The sequence below is a fragment of the Tabrizicola sp. genome (genome assembly GCF_034366665.1).
Taxonomy (GTDB): Bacteria; Pseudomonadota; Alphaproteobacteria; order Rhodobacterales; family Rhodobacteraceae; genus Tabrizicola.
Window position 1 is genome coordinate 56,736 of the sequence record NZ_JAXMMF010000110.1, and the last position, 12,974, is coordinate 69,709.

The 12,974-nt window shown below is 67.3% G+C and carries 15 protein-coding genes; 11 read left to right on the top strand and 4 right to left on the bottom strand.

The window, feature by feature from the left end:
- Positions 1-6 precede the first annotated feature (6 nt).
- The 4 genes from U1E69_RS15465 to rpsF form a co-directional block, all read right to left on the bottom strand.
- Positions 7-957, bottom strand: coding sequence for a DMT family transporter (locus U1E69_RS15465; RefSeq protein ID WP_322245306.1), 951 nt, complete (start codon positions 955-957; stop codon positions 7-9).
- A 181-nt stretch (positions 958-1,138) separates the two neighbouring features.
- A complete protein-coding gene (rplI, locus tag U1E69_RS15470; RefSeq protein ID WP_322245307.1) occupies positions 1,139-1,708 on the bottom strand; it encodes a 50S ribosomal protein L9 in 570 nt (189 codons plus the stop codon).
- A 12-nt stretch (positions 1,709-1,720) separates the two neighbouring features.
- A complete protein-coding gene (gene rpsR / locus U1E69_RS15475; RefSeq protein WP_322245308.1) occupies positions 1,721-1,948 on the bottom strand; it encodes a 30S ribosomal protein S18 in 228 nt (75 codons plus the stop codon).
- A gap of 29 nt (positions 1,949-1,977) precedes the next feature.
- Positions 1,978-2,463 carry a 30S ribosomal protein S6 gene (rpsF, locus tag U1E69_RS15480; RefSeq protein ID WP_305569710.1) on the bottom strand — a complete coding sequence of 162 codons (486 nt, stop codon included), beginning with the start codon at positions 2,461-2,463 and terminating at the stop codon, positions 1,978-1,980.
- Between the two features lie 230 nt (positions 2,464-2,693).
- Here rpsF and fabD point away from each other — a divergent pair, with 230 nt between their 5' ends.
- The 11 genes from fabD to U1E69_RS15535 all read left to right on the top strand — a co-directional run bounded on the left by fabD (position 2,694) and on the right by U1E69_RS15535 (position 12,908).
- Positions 2,694-3,623, top strand: coding sequence for an ACP S-malonyltransferase (fabD, locus tag U1E69_RS15485; protein ID WP_305569709.1), 930 nt, complete (start codon positions 2,694-2,696; stop codon positions 3,621-3,623).
- Positions 3,624-3,720: 97 nt separating this feature from the next.
- On the top strand, positions 3,721-4,458 hold the full coding sequence (gene fabG / locus U1E69_RS15490) for a 3-oxoacyl-[acyl-carrier-protein] reductase (RefSeq protein ID WP_305569708.1): 738 nt from the start codon (positions 3,721-3,723) through the stop codon (positions 4,456-4,458).
- A 135-nt stretch (positions 4,459-4,593) separates the two neighbouring features.
- On the top strand, positions 4,594-4,827 hold the full coding sequence (locus U1E69_RS15495) for an acyl carrier protein (protein ID WP_305569707.1): 234 nt from the start codon (positions 4,594-4,596) through the stop codon (positions 4,825-4,827).
- A 298-nt stretch (positions 4,828-5,125) separates the two neighbouring features.
- On the top strand, positions 5,126-6,064 hold the full coding sequence (locus U1E69_RS15500) for an arginase family protein (protein ID WP_305569706.1): 939 nt from the start codon (positions 5,126-5,128) through the stop codon (positions 6,062-6,064).
- A gap of 186 nt (positions 6,065-6,250) precedes the next feature.
- Complete coding sequence (gene fabF / locus U1E69_RS15505) at positions 6,251-7,513, top strand: beta-ketoacyl-ACP synthase II (protein WP_305569705.1); 1,263 nt, start codon at positions 6,251-6,253, stop codon at positions 7,511-7,513.
- Positions 7,513-8,691 carry an endolytic transglycosylase MltG gene (mltG, locus tag U1E69_RS15510; RefSeq protein ID WP_305569703.1) on the top strand — a complete coding sequence of 393 codons (1,179 nt, stop codon included), beginning with the start codon at positions 7,513-7,515 and terminating at the stop codon, positions 8,689-8,691. The genes fabF and mltG overlap by 1 nt, the downstream gene beginning before the upstream one ends.
- Positions 8,692-9,165: 474 nt before the next feature.
- The gene (locus tag U1E69_RS15515) at positions 9,166-9,465 is read left to right on the top strand and encodes a hypothetical protein (RefSeq protein WP_305569702.1); all 300 of its coding nucleotides are present in this window, start codon (positions 9,166-9,168) and stop codon (positions 9,463-9,465) included.
- The gene (locus U1E69_RS15520; RefSeq protein WP_305569701.1) at positions 9,458-10,756 is read left to right on the top strand and encodes a DNA-packaging protein; all 1,299 of its coding nucleotides are present in this window, start codon (positions 9,458-9,460) and stop codon (positions 10,754-10,756) included. Before U1E69_RS15515 ends, U1E69_RS15520 begins: the two co-directional genes overlap by 8 nt.
- A 133-nt stretch (positions 10,757-10,889) precedes the next feature.
- Positions 10,890-12,101 (top strand): phage portal protein, encoded by a 1,212-nt coding sequence (locus U1E69_RS15525; protein ID WP_322245309.1) that lies wholly within the window; start codon positions 10,890-10,892, stop codon positions 12,099-12,101.
- The gene (locus tag U1E69_RS15530; RefSeq protein ID WP_305569699.1) at positions 12,098-12,349 is read left to right on the top strand and encodes a GTA head formation protein, RCAP_rcc01685 family; all 252 of its coding nucleotides are present in this window, start codon (positions 12,098-12,100) and stop codon (positions 12,347-12,349) included. The genes U1E69_RS15525 and U1E69_RS15530 overlap by 4 nt, the downstream gene beginning before the upstream one ends.
- A gap of 4 nt (positions 12,350-12,353) precedes the next feature.
- Complete coding sequence (locus U1E69_RS15535) at positions 12,354-12,908, top strand: HK97 family phage prohead protease (protein ID WP_305569698.1); 555 nt, start codon at positions 12,354-12,356, stop codon at positions 12,906-12,908.
- Positions 12,909-12,974 lie beyond the last annotated feature (66 nt).

Here is a 12,974-nt window from a genome sequence, read left to right on the forward strand (position 1 = left end):
GGTCCGTCAGGGAGGCGAGGCCGCTCCTTCGGGGGCGGCCTTTTCCGTTTGCGGTGCCCGGATCACCACCAGGCCAGCCGCGATGATGACGGCGATGCCAACCCAGGCCAGCCCGTCGGGCATGTTGTCCCAGAAAAGCCAGCCCCACAGCACTCCCCAGAACATGAAGCTGTATTCGAACGGGGCCACCGTGGCCGAGGGTGCGACGCGGTAGGCATAGGTCAAGAGCGTGAGGCCGATGGCCGCGATCAGGCCGCAAGAGGCCATGAGCATGAGATCGGCCAGCGTCGGCGTGACCCAGCCCCGCGTCAGGAAGGCAAGCGAGGGGTGGGACGCCCCGGCGAATGCGCCACTTCCATAAAGGGCGGACAGCGCCAGCGCGCACAAGAGAAAGCACACGTTGCCCCAGAAGGCCATCGCCGCGGCGGATTCGGTCCGCCCCAGGCTGCGCGCGGCGATCATCGACAGCGCATAGCCAAGGGCGCCCAGGATCGGCAGAAGTGCGGCAAGGTCGATCCCGCCCGCACCTGGCTTCACGATCAGAAGCACGCCCGCAAAGCCCGCGGCGACGGCGACCGAGGTCAGGAAACGCACCCGTTCCCCCAGGAACAGAACCGCGGTCAGGGTGATGAACAGCGGGCTGGTGAAGAACAGCGCGATGGTGTCGGCCAGGGGCAGGTAGGCCAGGCCCAGGTAGTAGGCGGTGTAGGCGACAAAGTTCAGCAGGCCCCGCGCCAGCATCTTCCACCAGCCCGGCGTTGTGATGGTGGAAAGCCGCCCGTCGAACCACCAGACGATGGCGAGATGGAAGGGAAGGGCAGTCAGGCTGCGGATCAGCATGGCCTGGTGCAGCGGATAATCCCCGGACAGAAGCTTGAGGATCACGTCCTGCACGGAAAAGATCGCTATCCCCAAGGTCAGGGCAAGGATACCGCGGCGGGTGGCTGACATCTGCATGGCCTTACGCTAGCCACGCCATGCAGCGCGGCTTGCCAACGCCCGACAGCGACTGGTCAAAGCGCGGCAAAGCTTTGGGGCGGTCCTGGCGTTCGGCTTCTGAACCTAAGGACGCTTGGCACCAAGAAAAACCGCGCCCGGTTGCCTGGACGCGGCTTGCTGTCCCACAATGGGGGAAAGCTTATTCGTCGTTCGCCGCAGCGCCCATTTCGTCGAAAAGCTCGGCGATTTCGAACTCGGCTTCGGCTTCCGCCTCGGCTGCCAGTTCGGCAATCGACTTGCCCGAGGCCTGCAGTTCCGCTTCTTCCACCGAACGAGCGACGTTCAGGCGGATCTTCACGGTGACTTCCGGGTGCAGCTGCACGGAGACGGTGTGCAGGCCCAGGTCCTTGATCGGACGATCCAGGATGATCTGGCCACGGTGGACGGTGAAGCCCGCCTCGGTCGCGGCTTCGGCTGCGTCACGCGGGGTGACCGAGCCATAAAGCGCGCCAGCGTCCGAAGCCGACCGGATCACCACGAAGGTCTGGCCGTCCAGCTTGGCGCCGACAGATTCTGCCTCCTTGCGGGTTTCCAGGTTGGTGGCTTCCAGCTGGGCTTTCTTCGCCTCGAACGACTTCACGTTGTTTTCGTTCGCGCGCAGCGCCTTGCCCTGCGGGAGCAGGTAGTTGCGGGCATAGCCGTCCTTGACGTTGACGACTTCGCCCATCTGGCCAAGCTTGGCCACGCGTTCCAGAAGGATCACTTGCATGTCATGTGCTCCTTATTTCACGGCGTAGGGCAGCAGGGCGAGGAAGCGGGCGCGCTTGATGGCCTGGGCCAGATCGCGCTGCTTCTTTGCCGAGACGGCGGTGATCCGGGACGGAACGATCTTGCCGCGCTCGGAGATGTAGCGCTGCAGCAGACGGGTGTCCTTGTAGTCGATTGCCGGTGCATTGTCGCCCGAGAAGGGGCAAACCTTGCGGCGGCGGAAAAACGGTTTGTTCGCCATGGTTTATGGACCTTTCTTCAAGCTATGGATCAACGACGCGGTGCGCCGAACGACGGACGTTCGCCGCCGCCGAAGGACGGACGTTCGCCACGGTCGCCGCCACGATCGGGACGGTCACCGAACGACGGGCGTTCACGGCGTTCGCCGCCAAAGCCGCCGCGGTCACCCCGGTCGCCATCGCGCTCGCGCTCGTCACGCTTCTGCATCTGGACCGACGGGCCTTCGTTGTGCTTGTCGACCTTGATGGTCAGGACGCGCATGACGTCGTCGTGCAGACGCATCAGGCGCTCCATCTCCTGCACGGCAGCGGCGGGCGCGTCCGATTTCAGGAGGGCGTAGTGGCCCTTGCGGTTCTTGTTGATCTTGTAGGCCATCGTCTTGACGCCCCAGTATTCGTTTTCAACGACTTTGCCGCCGTTGTCCGCGAGGACGGTCGAGAAGTGTTCGATAAGGCCTTCGGCTTGCGCGTTGGACAGGTCCTGACGCGAAATGAAAACATGCTCGTAAAGCGGCATGCGGTCTCCGTTCCGTTTCGGGCGCGCTTCACAGGACGGGCTTTGCCTTGCAGGCGGCCAGTCCACGAGGGGCAGCGCCGGATAAAGGGACTGCCTGCAAGGATGGGGCCTTATACAGAGTGGGCCGCGCGATGCAAGGGGAAGGCGACGATGAGGGACGGCGGCGGCAACACGCGTGATTGCGAAGCGTGGCGTGTCGGGCTATCCCGGAGAAAACAGGGGAGAATGGCATGAGCCGCGCATTCGTATTTCCAGGCCAGGGGGCGCAGACCATCGGGATGGGCCGGGCGCTGGCCGAGGCATATCCGGCGGCGAAGGCGGTGTTCGACGAGGTCGATGCGGCTTTGGGCGAGACCCTGTCGCGGCTGATCTGGGAGGGCGACATTGCGGAGTTGACCCTGACGAGGAATGCGCAGCCGGCGCTGATGGCGACCTCGATCGCGGCGCTGAGGGCGCTGGAGAGCGAGGGGATCGGGCTGGAGCATGTGGCCTTTGTGGCGGGTCATTCGCTGGGCGAATATTCGGCGCTGTGTGCGGCGGGCAGTCTGAGCCTGTCGGATACCGCGCGGCTGTTGCGCATCCGCGGGCAGGCGATGCAGGAGGCGGTGCCGGTCGGCGTTGGGGCGATGGCGGTGCTGCTGGGCCTTGATTTCGAGGCGGCGGTCGCGGTGGCGGCAGAGGCCGCGCAGGGCGAGGTGTGTCAGGCGGCGAACGACAACGATCCCGCACAGGTGGTGGTGTCGGGTCACAAGGCGGCGGTCGAACGCGCTCTGGAGATTGCCAAGGCCAGGGGCGCCAAGCGCGCGATGCTGCTGCCGGTGAGCGCGCCGTTCCATTGCGCGCTGATGCAGCCCGCGGCACATGTGATGGCCGAGGCACTGGCGGCGGCGGTGATCAACGCGCCAAGGGTGCCGATCGTGGTCAACGTGCGGGCCGAGGCGGTGACGGAGCCGGACCGCATCCATGACCTGTTGATCGCGCAGGTGACCGGATCGGTGCGCTGGCGCGAAAGCGTGCTGTGGATGGAGCGGGCCGGGGTCACCGAGTTCTGGGAGATCGGCGCGGGCAAGGCCCTGTCGGGGATGATCAAGCGCACGGCGGAGGGCGCGGTGACGCGGGCCGTGGGCACGCCTGAGGACGTCTTGGCGGCGAAGGGTTGACGGGCGCGCGGCGGGACGCGGCGGGACGCGGCGGGGGCTTCGCGCCCCCGCACCCCCGCGGGATATTTGCGAACAGAAGAAACGGGAAGGTGTGGCGATGTTCGATCTGACGGGGAAATGCGCGCTGGTGACTGGCGCTTCGGGCGGGATCGGCGCGGAGATCGCGCGGGTGCTGCATGGGGCGGGGGCCACGGTCGCGCTGTCTGGGACGCGGGTCGAGCCTTTGGCGGTGCTGGCGGCGGACTTGGGCGGGCGGGTGCATGTGGTGCCGTGCAACCTTTCGGTGCCGGCAGAAGTTGAGGGGCTGGTGAAGCGCGCGGCTGAGGCGATGGGGGCGGTGGACATCCTGGTCAACAATGCCGGGATCACGCGCGACGGGCTGGCGATGCGGATGTCGGACGAGGATTGGGCATCGGTGATCGACGTGAACCTGACGGCGACCTTCCGGCTGTGCCGGGCGGCGATCCGGGGGATGATGAAGGCGCGCTGGGGGCGGATCGTCAACATCTCGTCCGTGGTCGGGACCACCGGAAATGCGGGGCAGGTGAACTATGCCGCGTCGAAGGCCGGGATGGTCGGGCTGTCGAAATCGCTGGCCGCCGAGGTGGCGAGCCGGGGGATCACGGTGAATGCGGTGGCGCCAGGTTTCATCGAGACGGCGATGACCGACAAGCTGAACGAGGCGCAGAAGGCCGCGATCCTGGGGGTGGTGCCAGCGGGGCGGATGGGCCGGCCGGAAGAGATTGCTGCGGCGGTGCTGTATCTTTCGTCGCCGGAAGCGGCCTATGTCACCGGGGCCACCTTGCATGTGAACGGCGGGATGGACATGGTGTGATGGCGCGTTTCCAGACCGTGTCTGGAAACAGTTTGCCATGCGGCGCGGCCCTTGCTATAGGCGCGCAGGAAATCGCCCGGAGACGGGCACATCGAGACAAGGCGGGCGTTGCCCGCACCACAAAGAGGAACGGACATGAGCGACATCGCGGACCGCGTTAAGAAGATCGTCGTCGAGCATCTGGGCGTCGAAGAGGACAAGGTCACCGAGACGGCCTCGTTCATCGACGATCTGGGCGCTGACAGCCTTGATACGGTCGAACTGGTGATGGCGTTCGAGGAAGAGTTCGGGATCGAGATCCCGGATGACGCCGCCGAGACCATCCAGACCTTCGGCGACGCGGTGAAGTTCATCTCGGAAGCTGCCTGAATTCAAACCGCCTTGGCGGGTAGTGAAAGGCGTCCCTTGCGGGGCGCCTTTTGCGTTTCGGGCCTTGGTTTTCGTCTCTGGCATCGCGTTGGACCACGGTCGAAGCGGGAGGGTGTCACACCCCCCCGCGCCCTCCCGTGGGATATTTGTTCAAAGCGGAAGGGTGCAGGCAGGCCGGGATCGGCGGGTGGCGGGCGGGTGGCGGAGAATGGCCGTCGTGCGGGGGGGCGGCGCATCGCTTGCCTTGCCACCGTACGGGCGGCGCGGGCAAGGTGGCCGCGATTGCAAGGAGGCGGCGATGGCAAATCTGGGAGCGATGTTCGGGGGCGGCGACGGGGAGACGTTCCTTGGCCTGCCACGCTGCCGGGACCTGAGCCGGGTGCAGGCGGGAGCCGTGCTGATCGGGGCGGATGGCTGCACGCCGTATCCGAGCGTGGGGTTTTACTGCGCGGGCGGGCCGCAGGCGATACGGGTGGCGGGGGCGGCCCATGCGGCGACCCTTGGACACATGAACTTCGATCTTGGCGGGCCGGTGTTTCCGGGGCGGGTGACGGCGGTGGATGCGGGCGATCTGCCGCAGGACGAGGCCGATCCGGTGGGCAACCGGGCACGCATCTTTGGCGCGGTGAACCTGATCCTCGACCGGGGGGCGGTGCCGGTGCTGATCGGCGGCGACGATTCGCTGCCGATCCCGATGCTGGAAGCCTATGGCGCGCGCGGCAAGACCTTTACCATCCTGCAGATCGACGCCCATATCGACTGGCGCGACGAGGTCGGGGGCGAGCGGCTGGGCCTGTCGTCGACGATGCGGCGCGCCAGCGAGATGGGGCATGTCGAGCGGATCGTGCAGGTGGGCAGCCGTGGCATCGGGTCGGCACGGGTGTCGGATGTGCAGGACGCGCTGGACTGGGGCGTGAGTTTCGTGCCTGCGGGCGAGGTGGCGCGGTCGGGTGTCGGGCGGGCGGTGGACCTGATCCCGGCAGGCGCCGAGGTGATCATCTGCCTTGATGTCGATGCGCTGGACCCCAGCGTGATGCCGGCGGTGATCGGGCGCACGGCGGGAGGCCTGAGCTACTGGCAGGTGCTGGAGCTGATCGCGGGGGTGTCGGAGAAGGCGCGGATCGCGGGGGTGGACATGGTGGAATTCATGCCGTCGCGTGATGTGGATGGGCTTGGTGCCGGGCTTGCGGCGCAACTGCTGGCGGCGGTGCTGGGCGTGCTGGCGCGGCAGGGCTGAGGGCGCGTCCTGCAAGAAGGGCGGGTTCGGAGGGTTTCACACCCTCCGAACCTCCCGTGGGATATTCTCGCAAAGCGGAAGGCGGAGCGCTGGCGCGCACCGTACCGCCGGTGCGGGCCGGGTTTGGTTGCACGCCAAAGACGGGGCGTGTATCACCGCTTTCAGCCTAAGGATGGGGGTTTTCTGATGCGTCGTGTCGTGGTCACAGGTCTGGGAATGGTGACGCCGCTGGCCTGCGGTGTCGAGGCGACCTGGGAGCGATTGATTGCCGGGCAATCGGGCGCGGGGCCGATCACCAGGTTCGACGCATCGAACGTGGTGACGCAGTATGCCTGCGAGATCCCGCGCGGCGATGGCAGCGGCGGCACCTTCAATCCGGACGACTGGATGGAGCCGAAGGACCAGCGCAAGGTCGATGATTTCATCCTTTACGGCATGGCGGCGGCGGTTCAGGCGGTGCGGGATGCGGGCTGGGACGATATTCCGGAAGCCGAAAAGCTGCGCACCGGGGTGATGATCGGATCGGGGATCGGGGGGCTGACCTCGATTGCCGAGACGGCGGTGCTGATCAAGGAAAAGGGACCGAAGCGGGTATCGCCGTTCTTCATTCCGGGCGCGTTGATCAACCTGGTGTCGGGGCAGGTTTCGATCCGCTTTGGCTTCAAGGGGCCGAACCATGCGGTGGTGACGGCCTGTTCGACCGGCGCGCATGCCATTGGCGATGCGGCGCGGCTGATCCAGTGGGGCGATGCGGATGTGATGGTGGCGGGCGGGGCGGAAAGCCCGATTTCGGAAATCGGGATCGCGGGGTTCAACGCCTGCAAGGCCTTGTCGACCAAGCGGGCTGATGAGCCGACGAAGGCGAGCCGCCCCTATGACGCGGACCGCGACGGGTTCGTGATGGGCGAGGGGGCGGGCGTGGTGGTGCTGGAGGAATACGAGCACGCGAAGGCGCGCGGGGCGAAGATCTATGCCGAGGTGCTGGGCTACGGCATGTCGGGTGACGCCTACCACATCACCGCGCCGAGCGAGGACGGGGACGGGGGCTATCGCAGCATGGAGGCGGCGCTGAAGCGGGCGGGGCTGACGCCTGCGGATGTGGATTACATCAACGCGCATGGCACTTCGACGATGGCAGATACCATCGAGCTGGGGGCGGTTGAGCGCCTGCTGGGCGATGCGGCGGCGGGGGCGGTGATGAGTTCGACGAAATCGTCGATCGGGCATTTGCTGGGGGCTGCGGGGGCGGTGGAGGCGATCTTCTGCATCCTTGCGATCAGGGATGGGGTGGCGCCGCCGACGATCAACCTTGATAACCCGGCGGTGACGCCGACGCTGAACCTTGCGGCGAATGTCGCGGTGCGCCGGAAGATCGACGTGGCGCTGTCGAATTCGTTCGGGTTTGGCGGCACCAATGCGAGCCTCGTGCTGGGCAAGGTGGCGGGCTGATGTGGCGGTCGGTCGCCTCGAACGCGCTGACGCTGTTCATCGTGATCCTGATCGCGGCGGCGGCGCTGGTGGCATGGGCGCGCAACGAGTTTTCCAAGGTGGGCCCGCTGGCCGCGCCGATCTGCCTGCAGGTGGAGCGGGGGGCCAGCCTGAGTGCGGTCAGCCGCACTCTGGAAGAGCGGGGCGCGGTGACGGATGCGCGGATCTTCCGGATCGGGGCGGATTATTCGGACAAGGCGGATGACCTGAAGTTCGGGTCCTATATGGTGCCTGCCGGGGCGTCGATGGCGGAGGTGCTGGAGGCGATCACGGTGGGGGGCGCGTCGACCTGTGGGCGGGATGTCAACTTTCGCATCGGGGTGGCGGCGTTTGATGTGGTGTTGAGCGAGCTGGATCTTGAGACGAACAGTTTCGTCGAGGTGGTGAAGTTCGATCCGGCGGCGGGCACGGTGCCTGAGCCCTATGTGCAGGCGAGCGAAGACCCCGATCTGCGCTTTCGGGTGACGGTGGCGGAGGGGGTGACGAGCTGGCAGGTGGCCGAGGGGCTGAAGCGGGCGGATTTCCTGGCGGGCACGATTGAAGCGGTGCCGCCGGAAGGCGCGCTTGCGCCGGGGAGCTATGAGGTGGCGAAGGGGTCTGACCGGGCGGCGCTGATCGCGGCGATGAGCGAGGCGCAGGCGGAGGTGCTGGCGGCTGCCTGGGAGGCGCGGGCCGAGGGGCTGCCGTATGAGACGCCGGAAGAGGCGTTGATCATGGCGTCGATCGTGGAGAAGGAAACCTCGGTTCCGGAGGAGCGGCGGCAGGTTGCGAGCGTGTTCGTCAACCGGCTGGAGCAGGGGATGCGGTTGCAGACCGACCCGACGGTGATCTACGGGGTCACCAAGGGCGAGGGTGTGCTGGGGCGGGGGCTGCGGCAGAGCGAGCTGCGCCGCGAGACGCCGTGGAATACCTATGTGATCGACGGGCTGCCGCCGACGCCGATCGCGAACCCCGGGCGGTTGTCGATCGAGGCGGCGTTGAACCCGGACGCGACCGACTATCTGTTCTTTGTGGCCGATGGCACGGGCGGGCATGCCTTTGCAAGGACGCTGGCCGAGCACAATGAAAACGTGGTCCGGTGGCGGGCGATCGAGGCGGCGCAGGGGGCCGAGGGCGAGGGCGGGGTTCAGGGCGAGTGACGCCCGTCCCATCGTGGGACACTGGTGCCGCCTGTGGGAAATCAACGGCTTGGCGGGTGCGTCAGGGGTTTGTTAACCAACATCGTGCTGCGTGGGTGACGGGCCCTGGTTGATCGAGCGCCTGCGGCGCATTGCCTTTGCTCGCCTCTGAGCCTGCGGCTCAACCGGCTTGGTGCGAGCCTCCGGCGGGGATATTTGTCAAAGGGGAAGCGGTGGCCGGTGGAGCGGCGTTCAGGTCGTGCGCCGATTGCCGCAGGGTTAAGGAAAGGTTAAGGTGGCGTTCGGTAACCCATTGTTGCCATTGGATTTTTTGCTTGACTTGGCGAACGGTCCAAGGTAGATATCATGGCATGCTGAAAGAAATGTGAGAGCGGCCCGGGGCAACCCGTTGGCCGCTTTTTTCATTTCGCTCGTGCGGGGCTGCATGAGGGGTGGCGAAGGTAGATGACAATCAGGCTCTCCGACGGAGACGCCGTGCCGGACGATGTGCTGGCAGTGGCGGATGGTTTGTACCGGATGGCGGCGGAAGAGTTGTATCGCACGATCCAGGCGATCCGCACCGGGCAAATGAGTGAAGTGAAGGCTGCGCAGACAGCGGTGCGCGATCTGCGCACCACAGCGCTGCAAGTGCTGGAAGAAAGGACCAAAGTTGACAAACTCCGCAAGCAGATTGCCGGGCAGGTTGGAGCCGGGGGTGCCCTCGACTTTGACGCAGCGCGGGCTGAAATCGGGCGCCGCCTGGCTTGCCTCCGCGACGCCGGAGGAGGTGACTGAGTTCCTCGGCTCGCTGGACGAGAACGCGCTGTTGTCGTTGCCGTGGATCTTCGAGTTCTGGGCGTTGCCGCACCAGATTCCACCAAGGGGCGCGTGGAAGACCTGGGTGATCATGGGCGGGCGCGGGGCGGGCAAGACCCGGGCCGGGGCGGAATGGGTGCGGGCGGAGGTCGAAGGCGCAGGGCCGAACGATCCGGGCCGGTCGCGGCGGGTGGCGCTGGTGGGCGAGACCGTCGATCAGGTGCGCGAGGTGATGATCCTGGGCGAAAGTGGCATCCTTGCCTGTTCGCCGCCTGACCGCCGCCCGGAGTGGCACGCGAGCCGCAAGATGCTGGAATGGCCGAACGGGGCGGTGGCGCAGGTGTTTTCGGCGCATGACCCGGAAAGTTTGCGCGGGCCGCAGTTCGATGCGGCCTGGGCGGACGAATTGGGCAAGTGGAAGAAGGGTGGCGAGACCTGGGACCAGTTGCAGTTCGCGCTGCGCTTGGGAAAGACGCCGCGCCAGGTGGTGACGACGACGCCGCGCAATGTGGGGGTGTTGAAGGCGATCCTGAAGAACCCCTCGACGGTGATCACCCATGCGCCGACCGAGGCGAACCGGGCCTATCTGGCGGAATCGTTCCTGACCGAGGTGCAGGCGCGGTTTGGCGGGACGAGCCTGGGGCGGCAGGAGTTGGAGGGCGTGCTGGTCGAGGAGGTGGCGGGCGCGCTGTGGTCGATGCCGCAACTGGACGGGGCGCGGCTGGACGTGGTGCCGGAGCTGACGCGGATCGTGGTGGCGGTGGACCCGCCGGTGACATCGCACAAGTCGAGCGATGAATGCGGGATCATCGTTGTCGGTGCCGATACGCGGGGCGATCCGCGGCAGTGGCGGGCGGTTGTGCTGGAGGATGCGTCGGTGCGGGGTGCCTCGCCCGAGGGATGGGCGCGGGCGGCGCTGGCGGCGATGGACCGGCACAAGGCGGACCGGCTGGTGGCGGAGGTGAACCAGGGCGGTGATCTGGTGGAGCGGGTGGTGCGGATGATCGATCCGTTGGTGCCCTACCGGGCGGTCCATGCCACGCGGTCGAAGATGCTGCGCGCCGAGCCGGTGGCGGCGCTTTACGAGCAGGGCCGGGTGGCGCATGTGCGCGGTCTGGCCAAGCTGGAAGCGCAGATGTGCCAGATGACGGTGACGGGCTGGACCGGGGGCGGGTCGCCGGACCGGCTGGATGCGCTGGTCTGGGCGCTGACCGAGTTGATGGTTGATCCGGCAGGGCAGGTGGGGCGGCCGATGGTGCGGTCGCTGTAAGGGGCGGAGCCTCCGACGGGGATATTCTTGGACAGATGAAGGCCCTTCGGGGTGTGAGTTCCAGCCTTTGCGGGCCGGGGCGCGGCGGGGCTTTGCCCATGGAACAGCGATCAGGGATCAGGGAGCGGCGGCGATGGTGTTCGATTTCTTGCGGAAAACGGCGGCGCCGGTGGCGGAGGTGAAATCCTCGGCCACGGGGCGGGTGGTGGCGTGGGGGTCTTCGGGGCGGGTGGCGTGGAGCCCGCGCGATGCGGTTTCCCTGGCGCGGACCGGGTTTCAGGGCAACCCGATCGGGTTTCGTGCGGTGCGGCTGATCGCCGAGGCCGCGGCGGCCTTGCCCCTGGTGTGCCAGGACGCCGAGCGGCGGTTCGAGACGCATCCGGTGCTGGCGCTGCTGGGCCGGCCCAATGCGGGGCAGGGGCGGGCGGAGTTTCTGGAGGCGGTCTATGGCTATCTGCTGTTGGCCGGGAACGCCTATGTCGAGGCGGTGCCGGGGGCAGGGGTCTTGCCGGGGGCGGGGGTCTTGCCGGGGGCGGGGGCCTTGCCGGGCGAGTTGCATGTGCTGCGCGCCGACCGGATGAGCCTGGTGCCGGGGGCGGATGGCTGGCCGGTGGCCTATGACTACACGGTCAGCGGGCGGTCGCACCGGTTTGACGTGACGGGGGCGGTGAGCCCGATCTGCCATGTGCGCAGTTTCCATCCGCAGGACGACCATTACGGGTTTTCGCCGATGCAGGCGGCGGCGGTGGCGGTGGATGTGCACAACTCGGCCAGTGCGTGGTCGAAATCGCTGTTGGACAATGCGGCGCGGCCGTCGGGGGCGATCATCTACAAGGGGGCGGATGGGCAGTCGAGCCTGTCGGCGGACCAGTATGACCGGCTGGTGAGCGAGATGGAGAGCCACCATCAGGGCGCGCGCAATGCCGGGCGGCCGATGCTGCTGGAAGGGGGCCTGGACTGGAAGCCGATGGGGTTCAGCCCGTCGGACATGGAGTTCCAGAAGACCAAGGAGGCGGCGGCGCGGGAGATCGCGATCGCCTTTGGCGTGCCGCCGATGCTGATGGGGATACCGGGGGATGCGACCTACGCCAATTATCAGGAGGCGAACCGGGCGTTCTACCGGCTGACGGTGCTGCCGTTGGTCGGGCGGGTGATGGGGTCGATGTCGCACTGGCTGTCGGGGTTCACCGGCGAGCTGGTGGAGCTGCGCGCGGATCTGGACCAGATCCCGGCGCTGGCGGTGGAGCGGGACCAGCAATGGGCGCGGGTCGGCGCGGCCGAGTTCCTGACCGAGGCCGAGAAGCGGATGATCCTGGGGCTGCCGAAGATTGCGGAGGGCGCATGACGGCGCCGGGTCGCAAGACCGAGGGCGGGTCACGGTTCGTCTATGACAGTTTCGATGCGGCGGCGGCACGGATCGAGGCCAACGAGCGGGTGGCCGAGGAGCGCTGGGCGGCGCTGGATTTCCGGCTGGGGCTGATCGACGCAAGCCTGGAGCGGCTGGAAAAGCGCATCTGGCTGGGGGTCTACGGGGTGGCGGCGTTTCTTTTGTCGCAAATGGCGGAGGCGGTGATCAATGCGGCAACGAGGTGAGGCGATGACAAGCGAGTGGGGCGCGCCGGAGCGGAAGTTCGTCCGCCCGGAGGCCGGGCTGACGGTCACGGACGGGCATGTGGTGGCGGGCTATGCGTCGCTGTTCGGGGTTAAGGATCAGGGCGGCGATGTGGTGCGGAAAGGGGCCTATGCGGCCTCGCTGAAGCGCCTGGCTGCCGGCGGGGGCCGGGTCAAGATGCTGTGGCAGCATGACCCGGCCCAGCCGATCGGGGTGTGGGACGAGGTGCGTGAGGACGCCACGGGCCTCTGGGTCAAGGGGCGCATCCTGACCGATGTGGCGAAGGGCCGCGAGGCGGTGGCGCTGCTGGCGGCGGGGGCGATCGACGGGCTGTCGATCGGCTACCGCACGGTGAAGGCCGAGCGCGACGCCAAGGGCGTGCGGCAACTGTCGGAACTGGAATTGTGGGAAGTGTCGCTGGTGACGTTTCCGATGCTGCCCGAGGCGCGGGTGTCGGCCAAGGCCGACACCTTCAGCGAGGACTGGCGCGACGTGGCGGCGGCGTTCGAGGCCGCGCGGCGAGATCTGGCCGGGACCTAGGGACGGGGGGCGTCTGAGGCATCCCCCCGCCCCCCCCCCCACCCCCGTTTCCACGAGGGTGAGGGG

Excerpts from the sequence above, each read along its gene's own strand:
- U1E69_RS15525 (WP_322245309.1), top strand. The coding sequence starts at position 10,890 with ATGGTGTTCGATTTCTTGCGGAAAACGGCGGCGCCGGTGGCGGAGGTG.
- rplI (WP_322245307.1), bottom strand. The coding sequence starts at position 1,708 with ATGCAAGTGATCCTTCTGGAACGCGTGGCCAAGCTTGGCCAGATGGGC.
- U1E69_RS15465 (WP_322245306.1), bottom strand. The coding sequence starts at position 957 with ATGCAGATGTCAGCCACCCGCCGCGGTATCCTTGCCCTGACCTTGGGG.
- U1E69_RS15530 (WP_305569699.1), top strand. The coding sequence starts at position 12,098 with ATGACGGCGCCGGGTCGCAAGACCGAGGGCGGGTCACGGTTCGTCTAT.
- mltG (WP_305569703.1), top strand. The coding sequence starts at position 7,513 with ATGTGGCGGTCGGTCGCCTCGAACGCGCTGACGCTGTTCATCGTGATC.
- rpsF (WP_305569710.1), bottom strand. The coding sequence starts at position 2,463 with ATGCCGCTTTACGAGCATGTTTTCATTTCGCGTCAGGACCTGTCCAAC.
- rpsR (WP_322245308.1), bottom strand. The coding sequence starts at position 1,948 with ATGGCGAACAAACCGTTTTTCCGCCGCCGCAAGGTTTGCCCCTTCTCG.
- fabD (WP_305569709.1), top strand. The coding sequence starts at position 2,694 with ATGAGCCGCGCATTCGTATTTCCAGGCCAGGGGGCGCAGACCATCGGG.
- fabG (WP_305569708.1), top strand. The coding sequence starts at position 3,721 with ATGTTCGATCTGACGGGGAAATGCGCGCTGGTGACTGGCGCTTCGGGC.
- U1E69_RS15495 (WP_305569707.1), top strand. The coding sequence starts at position 4,594 with ATGAGCGACATCGCGGACCGCGTTAAGAAGATCGTCGTCGAGCATCTG.
- fabF (WP_305569705.1), top strand. The coding sequence starts at position 6,251 with ATGCGTCGTGTCGTGGTCACAGGTCTGGGAATGGTGACGCCGCTGGCC.
- U1E69_RS15500 (WP_305569706.1), top strand. The coding sequence starts at position 5,126 with ATGGCAAATCTGGGAGCGATGTTCGGGGGCGGCGACGGGGAGACGTTC.
- U1E69_RS15535 (WP_305569698.1), top strand. The coding sequence starts at position 12,354 with ATGACAAGCGAGTGGGGCGCGCCGGAGCGGAAGTTCGTCCGCCCGGAG.